This window comes from Bifidobacterium sp. AGR2158 (assembly GCF_000424225.1).
GTDB lineage: Bacteria > Actinomycetota > Actinomycetes > Actinomycetales > Bifidobacteriaceae > Bifidobacterium > Bifidobacterium anseris.
The window spans coordinates 153,577-169,044 of record NZ_AUJM01000016.1; the positions used below are offsets into that span (position 1 = coordinate 153,577).

Here is a 15,468-nt window from a genome sequence, read left to right on the forward strand (position 1 = left end):
CGCGAGGGTTCAGGCGAAGAACGCCTTCGTGTTCGCCCAGATGCGCCGGGCGGCGCACGGCCGGTTCATCGTATACAGGTGGATGCCGTCGACGCCGCGGGCGACGAGGTCGCGGATCTGCTCGGACGCGTAGACGACGCCCGCCTCCTTGAGGGATGCGGGGTCCTGTCCCCACATCTCGAGCATGACGGCGAGCCGTTCGGGGATCCTCGAGGCGCACAGGTCGGCCATGTGGCGCACCGAGCCCGCGTTGACGACGGGCATGATGCCCGCTTCGATTGGCACGTCGATGCCGGCGGCGCGCGCCTTGTCGCGGAAGCGCAGGAAGTCCTCGTCGTCGTAGAACAGCTGGGAGATCAGGTGGGTGACGCCGGCGTCGACCTTGCGTTTGAGGTTGTCGATGTCCTCGTCGAGGCTCGCCGCCTGCGGATGCTTCTCCGGATAGCAGGCGCCGTAGATTGGCAGGTCGGGGCGGCGCTCGCGGATGAACGCGGCAAGGTCGGATGCGTGGTGGAACACGTTGGCGGGTTCGCGTTCGGGGTTGCGGTCACCGCGCAGTGCGAGGACGCCGGCGACCTTCGCCTGGTCGAACAGGTCGAGCGCCTCCTCGGCGCCGGCCTCGTCGAGATACTGGGCGGTCAGGTGGGCGACGGCGGGGATGCCGTATTCGGCGCGCACGGTGTTCGCGATGCGCGCGGTGGCGGTGCGGTCGACCGATTTGCCGGTGCCGTAGGTCACCGAGATGAAGGCGGGTTCGAGGCCCTGCAGGCCGTCGAGCGTGTCGTAGATCGTGCCGACCGGCGCGGTGCGTTTGGGAGGGAAGATCTCCAGCGAGAAGATGGGCATGATGGGTCGTCCTCGGTACGGGAGGGAAAAAGGGAAACAGGCAAAAAAGAAGAAAAAGAAGGATGTGGCGGGACGGGGAGGATGCGGCGCCCGCGCGTGGCGGACGCCGCATGCCGTCGCCGACGGCTCCCCTGTGCCGCTACGGTGTCACCGCGATGTCACCGGCGGCCATGTGATGTCACAGGCGCGAGCGCACGGCGCGGGCGGCCGCGACCATGTGCTCGAGGCTCGGCCACGTCTCGGCCTCGCCGCGGGTCTTGAGGCCGCAGTCGGGGTTGATCCACACCTTGTCGACGTCCATCTTCGCGAGGATCTCGCCGATGCGTTCCTCGATCTCGGCCTCGCTGGGCACACGCGGCGAATGGATGTCGTAGACGCCGGGGCCGGCCTCGGTCTCGAAGTCGGCCTCCGCGATCGCGTCGAGGACGACGAGGTCGCCGCGCGACGCCTCGAAGGAGATGACGTCGGCGTCCATCGCGTCGATGTCGCGGATGATGTCGTTGAACTCCGAGTAGCACATGTGCGTGTGGATCTGCGTGGTCGGCTTGACGCCCGAATGCACGAGGCGGAACGCGGGGATCGCCCAGTCGAGGTACTTCGCATGCCAGTCGGAGCGGCGCAGCGGCAGCTTCTCGCGCAGCGCGGCCTCGTCGATCTGGATGATGCGGATGCCGGCGGCCTCGAGGTCGAGGACCTCGTCGCGGATCGCGAGCGCGAGCTGGCGCGTCTGCTCCTCGGCGGAGATGTCCTCGCGCGGCCATGACCAGTTGAGGATCGTGACCGGTCCGGTGAGCATGCCCTTCATCGGCTTGTCGGTCCTCGACTGCGCGTAGCGGCTCCATTCGACGGTGATCGGTTCGGCGCGCGAGACGTCGGACCATACGATCGGCGGCTTGACGCAGCGCGTGCCGTAGGACTGCACCCACGCGTTCTTCGTGAACAGGAAGCCGTTGAGACGCTGGCCGAAGTATTCGACCATGTCGTTGCGTTCGAATTCGCCGTGCACGAGCACGTCGAGGCCGATCTGCTCCTGCCTGCGGATCGCGTCGTCGATGTGCGCGCGGATGAACGCGTCGTATTCGTCGCGGCTGATCTCGCCCTTACGCAGCTTCGCGCGTTCGGCGCGGATCTCCTTGGTCTGCGGGAACGAGCCGATCGTCGTCGTCGGCAGCGCGGGCAGGCCGAGCGCCTCGCGCTGCAGGCGCTGGCGTTCGGCGCGCGCCGGGCTGCGCGTGAAATCGTCGTCGGCGAGCGCGGCGAGGCGGGCCGCGACGGTCTCATCGCGCGCCACGCGGCTGCCGTCGAACAGCAGCTGGTTGGCGGCGAGCACATCGGACGACTGCTTCGCGTCATCGTCGAGGTCGACGAGGTCGGCGATCTCGCGCACCTCGTTGAGCTTCTCGACGGCGAACGCGAAATGCCTGAGGACGTCGCCGCCGAGAGCCTCCTCACCCTTCGTGCTGAACGGCACATGCAGCAGCGAGCAGGCGGACGACACGGCGACGCGGTCGGTGACCTGACGCAGCGCGTCGACCAGGCCGATGCTCGTCGCATAGTCGTTGCGCCAGATGTTGCGTCCGGAGACGACGCCGGCGAACAGCGTCGTGCGTTCGCCCACGCCGTGCGCGCCGACGGCGGCGAGGTTCGCGTCGCGGCCCTCGACCAGATCGAGGCCGACGCCGTCGAACTCGAAGAGCTTGACGGTCTCGTAGATGTCGGCGATGTCGCCGAAGTAGGTGTTGAGCAGCACCTTGACGCGCTCGCCGCGGGCGGGGAGGATGCGCGAGTAGAGCGACTTGAACAGACGCACGTCCGCGTCGTCCTTATCGAGGACGAGACACGGCTCGTCGAGCTGCACCCATGCGGCGCCGAGGTCGGCGAAACGGCGCACGATCTGCGCGTAGACGCCGGCGACGGCATCGATGAGGCCCTCGTCGACCTTCAGTTCGCGCGCCTGGGAGTCGCGCGAGAGCTTGAGGAACGTGTACGGGCCGATAAGCACCGGCTTCGTCTGGTAGCCCAGCGCCTTCGCCTCAAGGTACTCGTCGAAGGGCTTCGTGCCGTTGAGCCTGACCTCGGTCGCCTCGTCGAACTCGGGCACGAGGTAATGGTAGTTCGTCGTGAACCACTTCTTCATCGGCAGCGCGGTCACGTCGCCACGCTCGCCCTGATAGCCGCGCGCCATCGCGAACAGCGTCTGCTCGGGGTCGGCGAAAGACAGGCGGCGGTAGCGCGCCGGGATCACGTTGAGCAGGATCGCCGTATCGAGCATCTGGTCGTAGAGGCTGAAATCGTTGCTCGGGATCAGATCGATGCCGGCGGCGGCCTCGAGCCGCCAATGCTCGGCGCGCAGCTCGCGGCCGACATGGCGCACGTCGTCGAGCGACGCGGCGCCCTTCCAGTACGCTTCGATGATCTTCTTGAGTTCGCGGTTCCGGCCGATGCGCGGGAAACCGGAGATGGACGTGGGAACGCTCATGGCTGCCTCCAAAAAATCGGGCTTGCTTGCTGCAACGTGCATCACGCTAGCAGACCCGGACGGGCGGCCACGCCCCCGTCTTGCGAAAATCCAGCGAAACGGCATACCGGTTATTGAGACGACGTCATAACCGCAGCTTATATCCCCGCCGCGGCAGCCCGGTCAGTCGAAATCCTTCGGCGCGAGCACGCAGATCAGATCGGCCTCGTGCGTGCCCCACTTGCGAAACGGCTCATCGGAGCCGAACACGGCCACGCAGGCCGTAGACATGCCCAAGGTGAGCAGGTCGGCGGCGTCCGGGTCGGAACCGGGGCCGGCAAGCCACTGGCAGGCCATCGACACGGTCGGCTCATGGCCGAGGACGAGCAGCGTGCGCCGCTTGTCCTTGCACGAGGCGAGCGCGTCGAATACCGACTGCATGCCGTCCTCATACAGCGACTTCGTATAGTCGACCTTCGGGCCGTCGCCGAACACCTTGAGCATGCGCGCGCAGGTCTGGCGGGCGCGCACCGCGCTCGAGCAGTCGATCTGGTCGGGCGTCAGGCCCATCGACTTGAGGCCCTTGGCCATGCGCTTGGCCTGCTTGAGCCCCTTGTCGAGCAGTTCGCGCTCGAAGTCGCCCTGCGCGTTCGACGGTTCGGTCTTCGCATGCCGCATGACGAGCAGCACGTGTTCGTAGTCCTTCGCCTTCTTCGCGGCCTTCCTGACGTTCATGCACGCTCTTTCATCCATCGGTGCCCCCGCGGGGGCTTGGGTCTATTGGCAGTATATCCCGCGCCCGGCGCGCCGCACGGCCATTCGCCTTCGGCGTCGCCGCCGTTGCTGCGCCTTCCGTTTGCTATTCGCGCTGTTCGCGCCCTTCGCGCTGTTCGGCGTCGCCGGTCTCGCCGATGACGCGCAGCTGCGCGTCGAGGTCGCGCAGCACCTTGCGCAGCTTGCGGTCGGAGATGTCGCGCAGCTCGAGCTCCTCGAAGGCCGCCTCGCGCTGCTCGGGAGTGAGCGAATCAATGTCGGTCGTCGTGTCCTTCGCGGCGCGCTCGCGGCGGCGCAGCGCCTCGAAGCCGTCGGCCATCGCGCGCGAGACGACGAGGAAACCGGTGTGTCCGATCATCTGGTGGTCGGGGCGCACGGCCAGGCCCTGCGCCTTCCAGTTGCGTTCGAGCGTCTCCTGGATCTGCGGCTCGCTCCAGCGTCCCGACTGGCGCAGCGCCTCGGCGAGGCGGCCCATCTGCGTCGTCGTCGTCACATAGCAGGTGAGCACGCCGCCGGGCGCGATGACGCGCTCGGCCTGCTCGAGCCGGTTCCACGGGTCGAGCATGTCGAGCATGACGCGGTCGAACCATCCGGCCGGCAGCGTGGCGGCGACCGAGTCGAAGTCGCCGGTCAGCAGCGTCCAGTTGTCCGGATGCTCCCCGTAGTACAGGTCGACGTTCGCCCGTGCGACGCGCGCGAACTCGGGACGCAGCTCGATCGTCGTCAGTTCACCCTCGGCACCGCACGCCTCGAGCAGATGCAGGCTCATCGCGCCCGAACCGGCGCCCGACTCGAGCACACGGTGGCCGCGGCGGATGTCGCCCAGTTCGATGACCTGCGCCGTGTCCTTCGGATACATGATCTGCGCGCCGCGCGGCATCGAGAGCACATAGTCGGCGAGGCGCGGACGCATGACGGCGTACTGCCAGCCGCCGATCGCGCGCGTGCCCTTCCACGGCTTGTTCGCGTCGCGTTCGGGATGCTCGGCGTTGACCTGCGCCTCGCGTTTGGCGGTCACGCTCGTCACGACGACGCCCTCGCTGCGCCCGATGACGTCGTCGTGCAGGATCAGGCCGTGCGCCGTCTGCGTCGAACCTCCCGCGACGAGCTGATCGGTGATCTTGTTCGACTTCCTGTCGGTGAACTGGACCTTCTCCCCCGCCACAAAGGGACCACGGCGCATACGGCGACTCCTTCACTCATATTCATCGGCGCGGCGATCTATGTTCGACCGCCGCACCGTCCCGCACGTTTCCAATGCCTTAGCGTACACGAGGACAGCGTACACGAGGACGTGGCGCAGCGATCTTGGCGCATGCGGGGCGCCTCAGGATATGCCGCCGCGCATCATCATTTGCTCATCATCCGCGCAGACGCGCGCTCCAGCGTCCCCCGTCGCGGCGCACCGCCAGATCGAGGCCGAACACGGCCGAGAGCCGTTCATCAGTCAGCCCCTCGGCGATGGGGCCGGCGTAGACGATTGTGCCGGGTGCCGGACCATCCCCGTCGGTGCCGCCCATGCGTCCCATGACGGCCACATGGTCGAATCCCGTAGGGATCTCCTCGAGCCGGTGCGTGACGAGGACGACGGCGCGCGGGTCGTCACGACCGATCGCGCCGAGCGCGCGCAGCGTGATCTCGCGGCCGCCCAGATCGAGTCCGGTCGTCGGCTCGTCGAGGATGAGCAGTTCGGAGCGCGCCATCAGCGAACGGCAGACCATGACGCGCGTGCGTTCGCCCTCGGACAGCTTCGCCATCGAGCCGCCGACGAGGTATTCAATGCCGAAGTCGCGCATCAGCGAGCGCGCCCGCGCGATCTCGTCAGGCGTGTAGGTGTCGCGCCAACGGCCGGTGACGGCCCTGAGCGCGGTGACGACGGCGTCGAGTGGGTCCTCGAGATCGGGCAGCGCGCGCAGCAGCTCCGCCGAGCTCAGTCCGATCAGATGGCGGTAGGAGAACACGTCGACCTTGCCGAGGCGGCGGCCGAGGATGTCGACGGTGCCGCACGTGGGGTGCGCGCGCGTCGCCATCATCCGCACGAGCGTCGACTTGCCGATGCCGTTGGGGCCGAATAGCACCCATTTCTCGCCGCGGCCGACCGTCAGGTCGACGTCGGAGAGGATCGTGCGCCCCGAACGGCGGAACCCGACGCCGCGCAACGCGACGGCGGCCGCGTCCCCGTAGCGCCCTTCGTCCGATCCGTCCCGCCTCGTCTCGCCCCGCGTGTCCATGTCCGCCTCCCTTGCGTGTGTCTGATTGTATGTATATGCGTGCCCTGTGCATGACTTGTGCATGCCCTGAAGCATGCACGTGGCTCGATATGCCACGGGACTGCGACGTGCGCGACGTCGCTCCTGCCTGCTCCACGCTAGCGCATCACAGGCGGCCGGCGCACGGCGTTTCCGGCATCCGGGAACGCGAGGCCGGGCAGCATACCACCCGTGCGCCGTCGCGCGCGCCCGGTTCTCCGTCGACGGCGCAAACTTCCCCTCAACGCGTATTTCGCGCCCGCGCGTCCGTTTTGCACTACCGTTGGTGGCATGAGCGAAACAAACATGGTACGCCTGACCAAAGGCGATGTGGCACCGAACTTCGAACTTGAATCCGACGAGTACAAGCATTACGCGCTCGCCGACTTCAAGCACCAGAACGTCGTGCTGTACTTCTACCCCAAGGCCGGATCCTCGGTGTGCACGCGCGAGGCGAAGGACTTCCAGGACAACCTCGAGCGCTTCGCGAAGGAGGGATACACCGTCATCGGCGTCTCCCCCGACGACGTGAAGGTGCTCCAGGAGTTCCGCGAGCACAACGATCTGGGCTTCGTGCTGCTGTCCGACCCCGAGTACACCGTGCACAAGCTGTACGGCGCCGCGAAGGAGCACTTCAAGGACGGCGAGAAGACCTACGAGACGATCCGTTCGACCTTCGTGCTCGACGGTGAGGACCGCATCGTCTTCGCCGGCTACGACGTGGACGTCAACGGCCAGATCGACGAGCTGCTCGAGCAGATCGAGAAGATCAAGTAACATCTCCCCCAAACGCCGGAAGGCGGGCGGACCGCCTCGCGCGGTCCGCCCGCCTTCCGGCGTTTGGGGGACACTGGGATCAGACGGCGGTGCCGTTCTGGTCGAGGTTCGGGTTGTTCTTCGGATCGCCGGCCGTGAAGAACAGGCTCAGCACGCCCGCGGCGAAACAGGCGGAGACGGTGATGATCGACCACAGCGGATGCTGCGGCAGCCACATGACGACGAAGAACATGATCGCCGAGACGACGATGACGACCCAGCTGGCCACGCGGAACCACTGGCGCACCGAATGCGGCGCACGGATGACCTGCGGCGGATCGAAGTCGTTAGGGTCGGTGGCCATCGCGACCTCCTCGGCATGTTCGAGCTCGCTGCTCGTCGGCTTCCACGGGCCGGTCTTGCCCTCCTTGAGACGGCGGGACTTCTCCTGCAGCTGGTACTCGTCGATCATGCCCGAACGTGCGCGGCCCTTCGTCGCGTCGTACTGCTCCGGCACGCCACGCTTCTTCTGCGCGCGGCGCTCCGCACGGTTTGCCATGGTTGCTCCTTTCGCCAAGCGTTTCGCGCACGCCGTTGGCGGCGCGCGCACCGTCCTCTACTGTACTGCAATCCACGGCATCGGGTGGGCGTCGTTGCGCCCAGCGTCGCAACGACGCCCACGCGCGCCCATGCACGGTGTACACACAACGCGCATGAAACGGAAGCAGTGGCCGGGCTTCCCTCGTTCATACGACGGAAGCCCGGCCCCTGCGATGCGTGGTGTTCGCTGCCCTATCGGCGTTATCGACGATGGATCAGACGCGCGGCAGCGACATCGGACGCTGCGAGGCGACGATCGGCGCCGGCAGTTCGGTCGGCTCGCCGGTGAGGTAGGCGTCGACGGCGGCCGCGCACGAACGGCCCTCGGCGATCGCCCAGACGACGAGGCTCTGGCCGCGTCCGGCGTCGCCGCACGAGAACACGCCCTCCTGCGAGGTGTGGAAGGCGTCGTCGCGCGCCACGTTGCCGCGCGCGTCGAGGTCACACGGCAGCTGCTCGCTCAGCGTCGACGTGTCCGGATGCAGGAAGCCGACCGAGATGAGCACGAGGTCGGCCGGGATGACGCGTTCGGTGCCCGGCTGGCGGGTGAACGGGCCGTCCTCGCCCGGCGCGACGGTCACGACCTTCAGTCCGGTGACGTGGCCCTGCTCGTCGGCGACGAAGCCCTCAGTGCGTGCCGCATGCTCGTAGGTGATCTTCGTGCCGTCCTCCTCGCCGACGAAGCCGACCGAGTCCGTGTTGTACACGTACTCGCCGCCCTCCTCCATCGACGACGTCTTCTGGTAGAGACGCGCGAAGGTCGGCCACGGCTGGTTGTCGGGACGCGACGACGGCTCCTGCGGCATGATCTGCAGCACCGTGACGTCCTTCGCGCCCTGACGGATCGACGTGCCCAGGCAGTCAGAGCCGGTGTCTCCGCCGCCGATGATGACGACGTGCTTGTCCTTGGCCGTGATGCCATGCACCGGCTCCTTGCCGTAGACGCGGCGCGTCGCGTCCGGCAGGAAGTCCATCGCGAAGTGGATGCCGTCCATCTCGCGACCCGGGATGTTCATGTCGCGCGGCACCGTCGAGCCGATCGCGACGACAACCGCGTCGTAACGCGAACGCAGGTCGTCCCACGTGATGTCGCGGCCAATCTCGGTGTTCGTGCGGAAGCGCGTGCCCTCGGCCTTCATCTGCTCGACGCGGCGGTCGAGGATGCGCTTGTCGAGCTTGAAGTTCGGGATGCCGTAGCGCATCAGGCCGCCGACCTCGTCGTCGCGTTCGTAGACGACGACGGTGTGGCCGGCGCGCGTCAACTGCTGCGCGCAGGCGAGGCCCGCCGGCCCCGAGCCGACGACGGCGACAGTCTGCGAGCTCAGTCGCGCCGGCGGCAGAGGCTTGACGTACTCGAGCTCCCAGGCCTGGTCGATGATCGTCACCTCGTCGTTCTTGATCATCGTCGGCGGCTGGTGGATGCCGAGCACGCACGCCGATTCACACAGCGCCGGGCAGATGCGGCCGGTGACCTCCGGGAAGTTGTTCGTCATCGACAGGCGGTTGTAGGCCTCCTCCCACTTGCCCTGACGCACGAGGTCGTTCCATTCGGGGATGAGGTTGCCCAGCGGGCATCCGGACATGCAGAACGGCGTGCCGCAGTCCATGCAGCGGGCCGCCTGTTCACGCGTCCAGTCCTGCAGGCCGTCCTCGGCGTGCACGTCGAACCAGTCCTTGATGCGCTCCTCGACGGGGCGTTCGGCCAGCTCCCTGCGGGTGCGGACCTTGAGGAATCCACGTGGGTCTGCCATGTCAGCGCGCTCCTTCCATAACCTGCTCGTACGTCTGCTCCCAGACGCCGGGCTCATTGAAATCGATGTCCTCGGCCTTGGCCCGCTCCATTGCGCGGGTCATCGCGACGAACTGCTTGGGCACCATGTGCGTGAAGCGTGTGCGCGCCTGGTCCCAGTCGTCGAGCAGGCCCTGCGCGAAGCGCGAGCCGGTGCGTTCGACGTGCCGTGCGACGAGGTCGTGCACATGCGCGGCGGTCTCGTCGTCGAGCGGTTCGAACAGCAGCGCGCCGGACGCCGAGGCCGGGTTGACCTTGTCCATGTCCAGGTCGAGGACGTAGACATGGCCGCCGGAGAAGCCGGCGCCGAGGTTGCGGCCGGTGGGGCCGAGGATGACGACCTCGCCGCCGGTCATGTACTCGCAGCCGTGGTCGCCGACGCCTTCGACGACGAAGCTTGCGCCGCCGTTGCGCACGCCGAAGCGTTCGCCCGCGCGGCCGGCGACGAACATCGTGCCGGAGGTCGCGCCGAAGCCCAGGACGTTGCCGGCGATGACGTTGTCGTGCGGGTCGTAGGTGACGTCCTTCGGTGCCGAGATCGCGATGCTGCCGCCCGACAGGCCCTTGCCGGCGTAGTCGTTGACCTCGCCGACGATGCGCAGCGTCTCGCCGCGCGGGATGAACGCGCCGATCGACTGGCCGCCGGTGCCTTCGAGCTCGAGTTCGATCGTGTCGTCCGGCAGACCCTCCTCGCCGTATCGGCGCGTGATCTCGTAGCCCAGCATCGTGCCGAGCGTGCGGTTGACGTTGCGGATGTCCTTGCGGATGCTCACGTGCTCGCCGCGCTCGAGCGCCGGCTCGGCCAGCGCGATGAGCTCGTTGTCGAGCGCCTTGTCGAGCTCGTGGTTCTGCTCGATCGTCTTGTGCAGGATCGTGCCGGGGACCGGGCCGGGCTGCATGAGCACGTTGCCCAGGTCGATGCCCTCGGACTTCCAGCGCCTGATCGCCTCGTCCTGATCGAGGCACTCGACGTGGCCGACGGCCTCCTCGAGCGTGCGGAAGCCGAGCTCGGCGAGTAGCTCGCGCACCTCCTCGGCGATGAACATCATGAAGTTGATGACGTGCTCGGGCTTGCCGGTGTAGCGTGCGCGCAGCTCCGGGTCCTGGGTCGCGATGCCCTGCGGGCACGTGTTCTTCTGGCAGGCGCGCATCATGACGCAGCCCTCGACCATGAGCGCGGTCGTCGCGAAGCCGAACTCCTCGGCGCCCAGCAGCGCGGCTACGACGACGTCGCGTCCGGTCTTGAGCTCGCCGTCGCACTGGACGGTGATGCGCGAGCGCAGGCCGTTGAGCACGAGCGTCTGCTGCGTTTCGGACAGGCCGATCTCCCACGGCGTGCCGGCGTGGCGGATCGCGTTGAGCGGGGCCGCGCCGGTGCCGCCGTCGTAGCCGGAGATGAGCACGACGTCGGCGTGGCACTTGGCGACGCCGGCCGCGATCGTGCCGACGCCGAACTCGGAGACGAGCTTGACGTGGATGCGCGCCTTCGGGTTGGACATCTTCGCGTCGTTGATCAGCTGCTTGAGATCCTCGATCGAGTAGATGTCGTGGTGCGGCGGCGGCGAGATGAGCTCGACGCCCGGCGTCGCGTGGCGCACCTTGGCGATCCACGGCGGCACCTTGGCGCCCGGCAGGTGTCCGCCCTCGCCCGGCTTGGCGCCCTGGGCGAGCTTGATCTGCAGATCGGTGGCGTGCACGAGGTAGTCGCTCGTCACGCCGAAGCGCGCCGAGGCGATCTGCTTGATCTTGCTGCACAGCAGCGGGTCGTTGAGGCGTTCGACCGCCTCGCCGCCCTCGCCGGAGTTCGAACGCGCGCCGATCGAGTTCATCGCGATCGCGAGCGTCTCATGTGCCTCCTTCGAGATTGAGCCGTAGCTCATCGCGCCGGTCGAGAAGCGCTTGACGATCTCGCTCGCCGGTTCCACCTCGTCGAGCGGCACCGGCTTGCGCGCATGGTTGAACTTCATCAGGCCGCGCAGCGTCATGATGCGGTTCGACGTGTCGTTGATGTGCGCCGAGTAGCGTTTGAACATCGCGTAGTCGCCGCGCTGCGTCGACTGCTGCAGCAGGAAGATGGCCTCGGGGTCGTTGAGGTGCTCCTCGCCGGTGCGGCGCCACTTGTATTCGCCGCCGGTGCGCAGCGTGCGGTGCGGCGTGGCCGTCCACTGATTCGGGTAGGCGACGCGGTGGCGGATCGCCACCTCCTCGGCGAGGTCGTCGAGGCCGCAGCCGCCGACGCGCGAGACGGTGCCGGTGAAGTAGGCGTCGATGACCTCCTGGTTGAGGCCGACCGCCTCGAACAGCTGGGCGCCGCGGTAGCTCATGATCGTCGAGACGCCCATCTTGCTCATGATCTTGAGCACGCCGGTCGACAGCGCGTTCCTCAGGTTCGTCACGGCCGTGGCGGCGTCGACCTCGAGGAAGCCGGTGCGCGCGAGCTCCTCGACCGATTCGAAGGCGAGGTACGGGTTGACGCAGGCGGCGCCGTAGGCGATGAGCAGCGCGACATGGTGGATCTCGCGCACGTCGCCGGCCTCGACGACCATCGAGATCTGCGTGCGCGTCTTGCGGCGCAGCAGATGGTGCTGCACGGCCGAGGTGAGCAGCAGCGACGGGATCGGGGCCATCATGTGGTTCGAGTCGCGGTCGGACAGGATCAGGAAGTTGCTGCCGTCCTCGATCGCCTGGTCGACCTCGTCGAAGATCTCGTCGAGGCGGTTCCTGAGTGCCTCGCCGCCGCCGGTGACCTGGTACAGGCCCTTGATGACGACCGGCTTGTAGTAGTCGTCGAGCTGGCGGGCGCGGTCGACGTTCTTGAGCTGCGCCATCTCGTCGGAGTCGATGACGGGCTGCTCGATGAGGATCTTCTTCGCGTGCGTCGCGCAGTCCTCGAGCAGGTTCGGCTCCGGGCCGATCGCCGATTCGATCGACGTGACGATCTTCTCGCGCTCCCAGTCGAGCGGCGGGTTCGTGACCTGGGCGAACTTCTGCGTGAAGTAGTCGAAAAGCATGCGGCTGCGTCCCGACAGCACCGACAGCGGGATGTCGTTGCCCATCGAGCCGAGCGGCTCCTTGCCGGTGTCCGCCATCGGCTTGAGCACCATCTTGAGCTCCTCCTGCGTGTAGCCGAAGGCGCGCTGGCGGCGGTGCACCGACTGGTCGGAGTAGTTCACGTGCTCGCGTTGCGGCAGCTGGGCCATGTTCACGGTGTTGCCCTCGACCCATGCGCGGTATGGATGCTGGGCGGCGAGCTCGTGCTTGATCTCGTCGTCCTCGACGATGCGGCCGGCGGCCGTGTCGACGAGGAACATCCTGCCCGGTTCGAGGCGGCCTTTGCGCACGATGCGCGCGTCGTCGACCTGCGGCAGCACGCCCGCCTCGGAGGCGAGCACGACGTAGCCGTCGTCGGTGACCTGCCAGCGGCCGGGGCGGAAGCCGTTGCGGTCGAGCAGCGCGCCGACCTGGACGCCGTCGGTGAACACGAGGTCGGCCGGACCGTCCCACGGCTCGATGAGCGCATTGTTGTACTCGTAGAAGGCGCGCACGTCGGGGTCGAGCTCCTTGTTCTTCTCCCACGCCGGCGGCACCATCATCAGGATCGCGTGCGGCAGCGAGCGGCCCGCGAGGTTGAGCAGCTCGAGGACCTCGTCGAAGGTGCCCGAATCCGAGTATCCGGGGGTCAGGATCGGCAGCAGATCCTCCATGTCGCCCAGCAGCGGGGACTTGAGGCGTCCCTGACGCGCCGAGAACCAGTTGCGGTTGCCCTGGATCGTGTTGATCTCGCCGTTGTGGGCGATCAGGCGGAAGGGCTGCGCGAGCGGCCACGACGGGAACGTGTTCGTCGAGAAGCGCGAATGGACGATCGCGATCGTCGTCTTCATGCGCTCGTCGGACAGGTCCGGGAAGAACGGCTTGAGCTGCATCGTCGTGAGCATGCCCTTGTAGGTGAGCGTGCGCGCCGACAGTGACGCGAAGTAGATGCCGACCTCATGTTCGGCGCGCTTGCGCACATGGTAGACGCGCCGGTCGAGCTCGATGCCGGCGAGCTTGCGCTCCGGATCGGCGAGCACGAGCGTCTTGAACGACGGCATGCTCGCGAGCGCCTGCAGTCCCAGTCCGTTGGGGTCGGTCGGCACGACGCGCCAGGCGAGGACCTCGAGGCCCTCCTCGGCGGCGATCTTCGCGATCGCCTGCTCCTGACGGCCGCAGGTGGCGATGTCGCGGTCGAGGAACGCGATGCCGGCCGCGTAGTGTCCGGCCTCGGGCAGTTCGGCGTCGATCGTCGCGCGCATGAACTCGTCGGGCATCGCCATGAGGATGCCGGCGCCGTCGCCGGTGTTCTCCTCGGCGCCGACGGCGCCGCGGTGGTTGAGGTTGACGAGCACTTCGATGGCGTCGTCGACGATCTTGCGTTCGGGCCTGCCGTTGAGGGTGGTGACCATGCCGACGCCGCAGGCGTCATGTTCGCTGCCGGGGTCGTACATGCCTTCCGGACGACGGATCGTCAAATCAAGCGGGGTTCCAAACGTCACCGCAATCACCTCTCTAGTCACAGGGGACGCCCATCCCCTATCGCACAGTTGTCAGCCCAGATTACCGTCGACCACGGGCGGGACGTCGCGCGCGACCGCATCGCGGAGCGTGCGCGCCCATCCATCGGGACCGTGCGCGCCGGGGGCATGGCGGCACGGCCGGGCAATCGGCCTTTTGCATTCTATTGGGCGCAATATTTCGGAAGTATGACGAGCGCGGCGGGCGCGGCGGAAAAAGTCACATAGTGAGACGGCGTGGCTACAGCAGCGCGTCGAAGAGCCGTTCGATGACGGCGTCGTTGAGCAGGCGTCCGCGCCGCGTCGCCACGATGCGCCCGTCGTCCGCGGCCCTCACGAGTCCTTCGTGCAGCAGCTCGTCGACGACGGCGGCGGCGTCGCGTCCGCTGATGCGTTCGATTTCGGACAGGTCGAGCCCCTCGCGCAGGCGCATGCCGAGCATGACGCGCTCCTCGACGTCCTCGGCGGCGTCGATCCGCTCGCTGCCGCTCCACGGCAGCTCGCCCGCGCGGATGCGCTGCGCCCATGCGAGCGGATGGAGCACGTCCCATGCGCGCAGCGAGCGCGCGGCGTCCTCGCCGTCGCCATCGACGCTGTCGGCGGCCAGCGTGTAGTGGCTGTGCGCGCCGGGGCCGACGCCGGCCCAGTCGACGTTCCTCCAATAGCCGAGGTTGTGGCGGCTCTCGTGACCGGGACGGGCCCAGTTGGAGATCTCGTACCATTCGAGGCCCGCGGCCGTGCACATGTCGTCGATGATCTCGTATTTGGCGGCCTCGTCGTCATCGTCCGGCGCGGGCAGTTCGCCGGCGGCGATACGCCGGCCCATCTTTGTGCGCGGCTCGACGGTGAGCGCGTAGGCGGACAGGTGGTCGACACCGAGCGCGAGCGCGGTCTCGACGCTCATGCGCCAGTCGTCGAGGCTTTCGCCGGGCGCGCCGTAGATGAGGTCGACGCTCGCCTCGAGCCCGGCCTCGCGCGCCGCGCGCACGCCGTCGACGACGTTGCGCGGCGTGTGCGTGCGGTCGAGTGTGCGCAGCACGTGCGGCACCGCCGACTGCATGCCGAAGGAGATGCGCGTGAAGCCGCCGGCGGCGAGCGCGCCGATCGCGGCGGCGCCGACGGTGTCCGGGTTCGCCTCGGTCGTGATCTCGGCGCCGTCCTCGATCCCCCACAGCCCGGCGATCGCGTCGAGGACGGCGATCAGGTCGCGCGGTGGCAGGACGGTCGGCGTGCCACCGCCGAAGAAGACGCTCGAGGCGGCCGGCTCGTCGATGCCGTGCTCGAGCTGCCAGCGGCGCAGCAGGCGCAGCTCGGCGATCACCGTCGACGCGTAGTCGCCGCGCGAGGCGCCCAGCCCCATGTCGGGTGCCGTGTAGGTGTTGAAATCGCAGTAGCCGCAGCGACGCAGACAAAACGGCACATGCACGTAGATCTCGTAGGTCATGC

10 protein-coding genes are annotated in these 15,468 nt (G+C 67.8%); 1 reads left to right on the forward strand and 9 read right to left on the reverse strand.

The features are described from left to right. Positions 1-9 precede the first annotated feature (9 nt). The 5 genes from metF to G606_RS0107065 all read right to left on the reverse strand — a co-directional run bounded on the left by metF (position 10) and on the right by G606_RS0107065 (position 6,309). Positions 10-846: a methylenetetrahydrofolate reductase [NAD(P)H] gene (gene metF / locus G606_RS0107045; protein ID WP_034523894.1), complete on the reverse strand. Its 837-nt coding sequence runs from the start codon at positions 844-846 to the stop codon at positions 10-12. 178 nt (positions 847-1,024) lie between these two features. Then, complete coding sequence (gene metE, locus G606_RS0107050; protein ID WP_026645372.1) at positions 1,025-3,325, reverse strand: 5-methyltetrahydropteroyltriglutamate--homocysteine S-methyltransferase; 2,301 nt, start codon at positions 3,323-3,325, stop codon at positions 1,025-1,027. Positions 3,326-3,487: 162 nt separating this feature from the next. After that, entirely contained in the window at positions 3,488-4,039 is a 552-nt protein-coding gene (locus tag G606_RS0107055; RefSeq protein ID WP_026645373.1) for a SixA phosphatase family protein, read from the reverse strand. Positions 4,040-4,163: 124 nt separating this feature from the next. After that, on the reverse strand, positions 4,164-5,261 hold the full coding sequence (locus G606_RS0107060) for a tRNA (adenine-N1)-methyltransferase (RefSeq protein ID WP_026645374.1): 1,098 nt from the start codon (positions 5,259-5,261) through the stop codon (positions 4,164-4,166). 178 nt (positions 5,262-5,439) lie between these two features. Continuing rightward, a complete protein-coding gene (locus tag G606_RS0107065) occupies positions 5,440-6,309 on the reverse strand; it encodes an ABC transporter ATP-binding protein (RefSeq protein ID WP_081664105.1) in 870 nt (289 codons plus the stop codon). A gap of 309 nt (positions 6,310-6,618) precedes the next feature. Between G606_RS0107065 and G606_RS0107070 the strand changes: the two genes are divergently transcribed. Beyond that, a complete protein-coding gene (locus G606_RS0107070) occupies positions 6,619-7,104 on the forward strand; it encodes a peroxiredoxin (RefSeq protein ID WP_026645376.1) in 486 nt (161 codons plus the stop codon). Between the two features lie 79 nt (positions 7,105-7,183). On the opposite strand, the gene G606_RS0107075 is transcribed toward G606_RS0107070, so the two are convergent. The 4 genes from G606_RS0107075 to hemW form a co-directional block, all read right to left on the reverse strand. Further along, positions 7,184-7,642 (reverse strand): hypothetical protein, encoded by a 459-nt coding sequence (locus G606_RS0107075; RefSeq protein WP_026645377.1) that lies wholly within the window; start codon positions 7,640-7,642, stop codon positions 7,184-7,186. A gap of 256 nt (positions 7,643-7,898) precedes the next feature. Further along, the gene (locus G606_RS0107080; RefSeq protein WP_026645378.1) at positions 7,899-9,434 is read right to left on the reverse strand and encodes a glutamate synthase subunit beta; all 1,536 of its coding nucleotides are present in this window, start codon (positions 9,432-9,434) and stop codon (positions 7,899-7,901) included. 1 nt (position 9,435) lies between these two features. Beyond that, positions 9,436-14,004, reverse strand: coding sequence for a glutamate synthase large subunit (gltB, locus tag G606_RS0107085; RefSeq protein WP_026645379.1), 4,569 nt, complete (start codon positions 14,002-14,004; stop codon positions 9,436-9,438). Between the two features lie 259 nt (positions 14,005-14,263). After that, complete coding sequence (hemW, locus tag G606_RS0107090; RefSeq protein ID WP_026645380.1) at positions 14,264-15,466, reverse strand: radical SAM family heme chaperone HemW; 1,203 nt, start codon at positions 15,464-15,466, stop codon at positions 14,264-14,266. Positions 15,467-15,468: the final 2 nt, after the last annotated feature.

Excerpts from the sequence above, each read along its gene's own strand:
- metF (WP_034523894.1), bottom strand. The coding sequence starts at position 846 with ATGCCCATCTTCTCGCTGGAGATCTTCCCTCCCAAACGCACCGCGCCG.
- metE (WP_026645372.1), bottom strand. The coding sequence starts at position 3,325 with ATGAGCGTTCCCACGTCCATCTCCGGTTTCCCGCGCATCGGCCGGAAC.
- G606_RS0107055 (WP_026645373.1), bottom strand. The coding sequence starts at position 4,039 with ATGAACGTCAGGAAGGCCGCGAAGAAGGCGAAGGACTACGAACACGTG.
- G606_RS0107060 (WP_026645374.1), bottom strand. The coding sequence starts at position 5,261 with ATGCGCCGTGGTCCCTTTGTGGCGGGGGAGAAGGTCCAGTTCACCGAC.
- G606_RS0107065 (WP_081664105.1), bottom strand. The coding sequence starts at position 6,309 with ATGGACACGCGGGGCGAGACGAGGCGGGACGGATCGGACGAAGGGCGC.
- G606_RS0107070 (WP_026645376.1), top strand. The coding sequence starts at position 6,619 with ATGAGCGAAACAAACATGGTACGCCTGACCAAAGGCGATGTGGCACCG.
- G606_RS0107075 (WP_026645377.1), bottom strand. The coding sequence starts at position 7,642 with ATGGCAAACCGTGCGGAGCGCCGCGCGCAGAAGAAGCGTGGCGTGCCG.
- G606_RS0107080 (WP_026645378.1), bottom strand. The coding sequence starts at position 9,434 with ATGGCAGACCCACGTGGATTCCTCAAGGTCCGCACCCGCAGGGAGCTG.
- hemW (WP_026645380.1), bottom strand. The coding sequence starts at position 15,466 with ATGACCTACGAGATCTACGTGCATGTGCCGTTTTGTCTGCGTCGCTGC.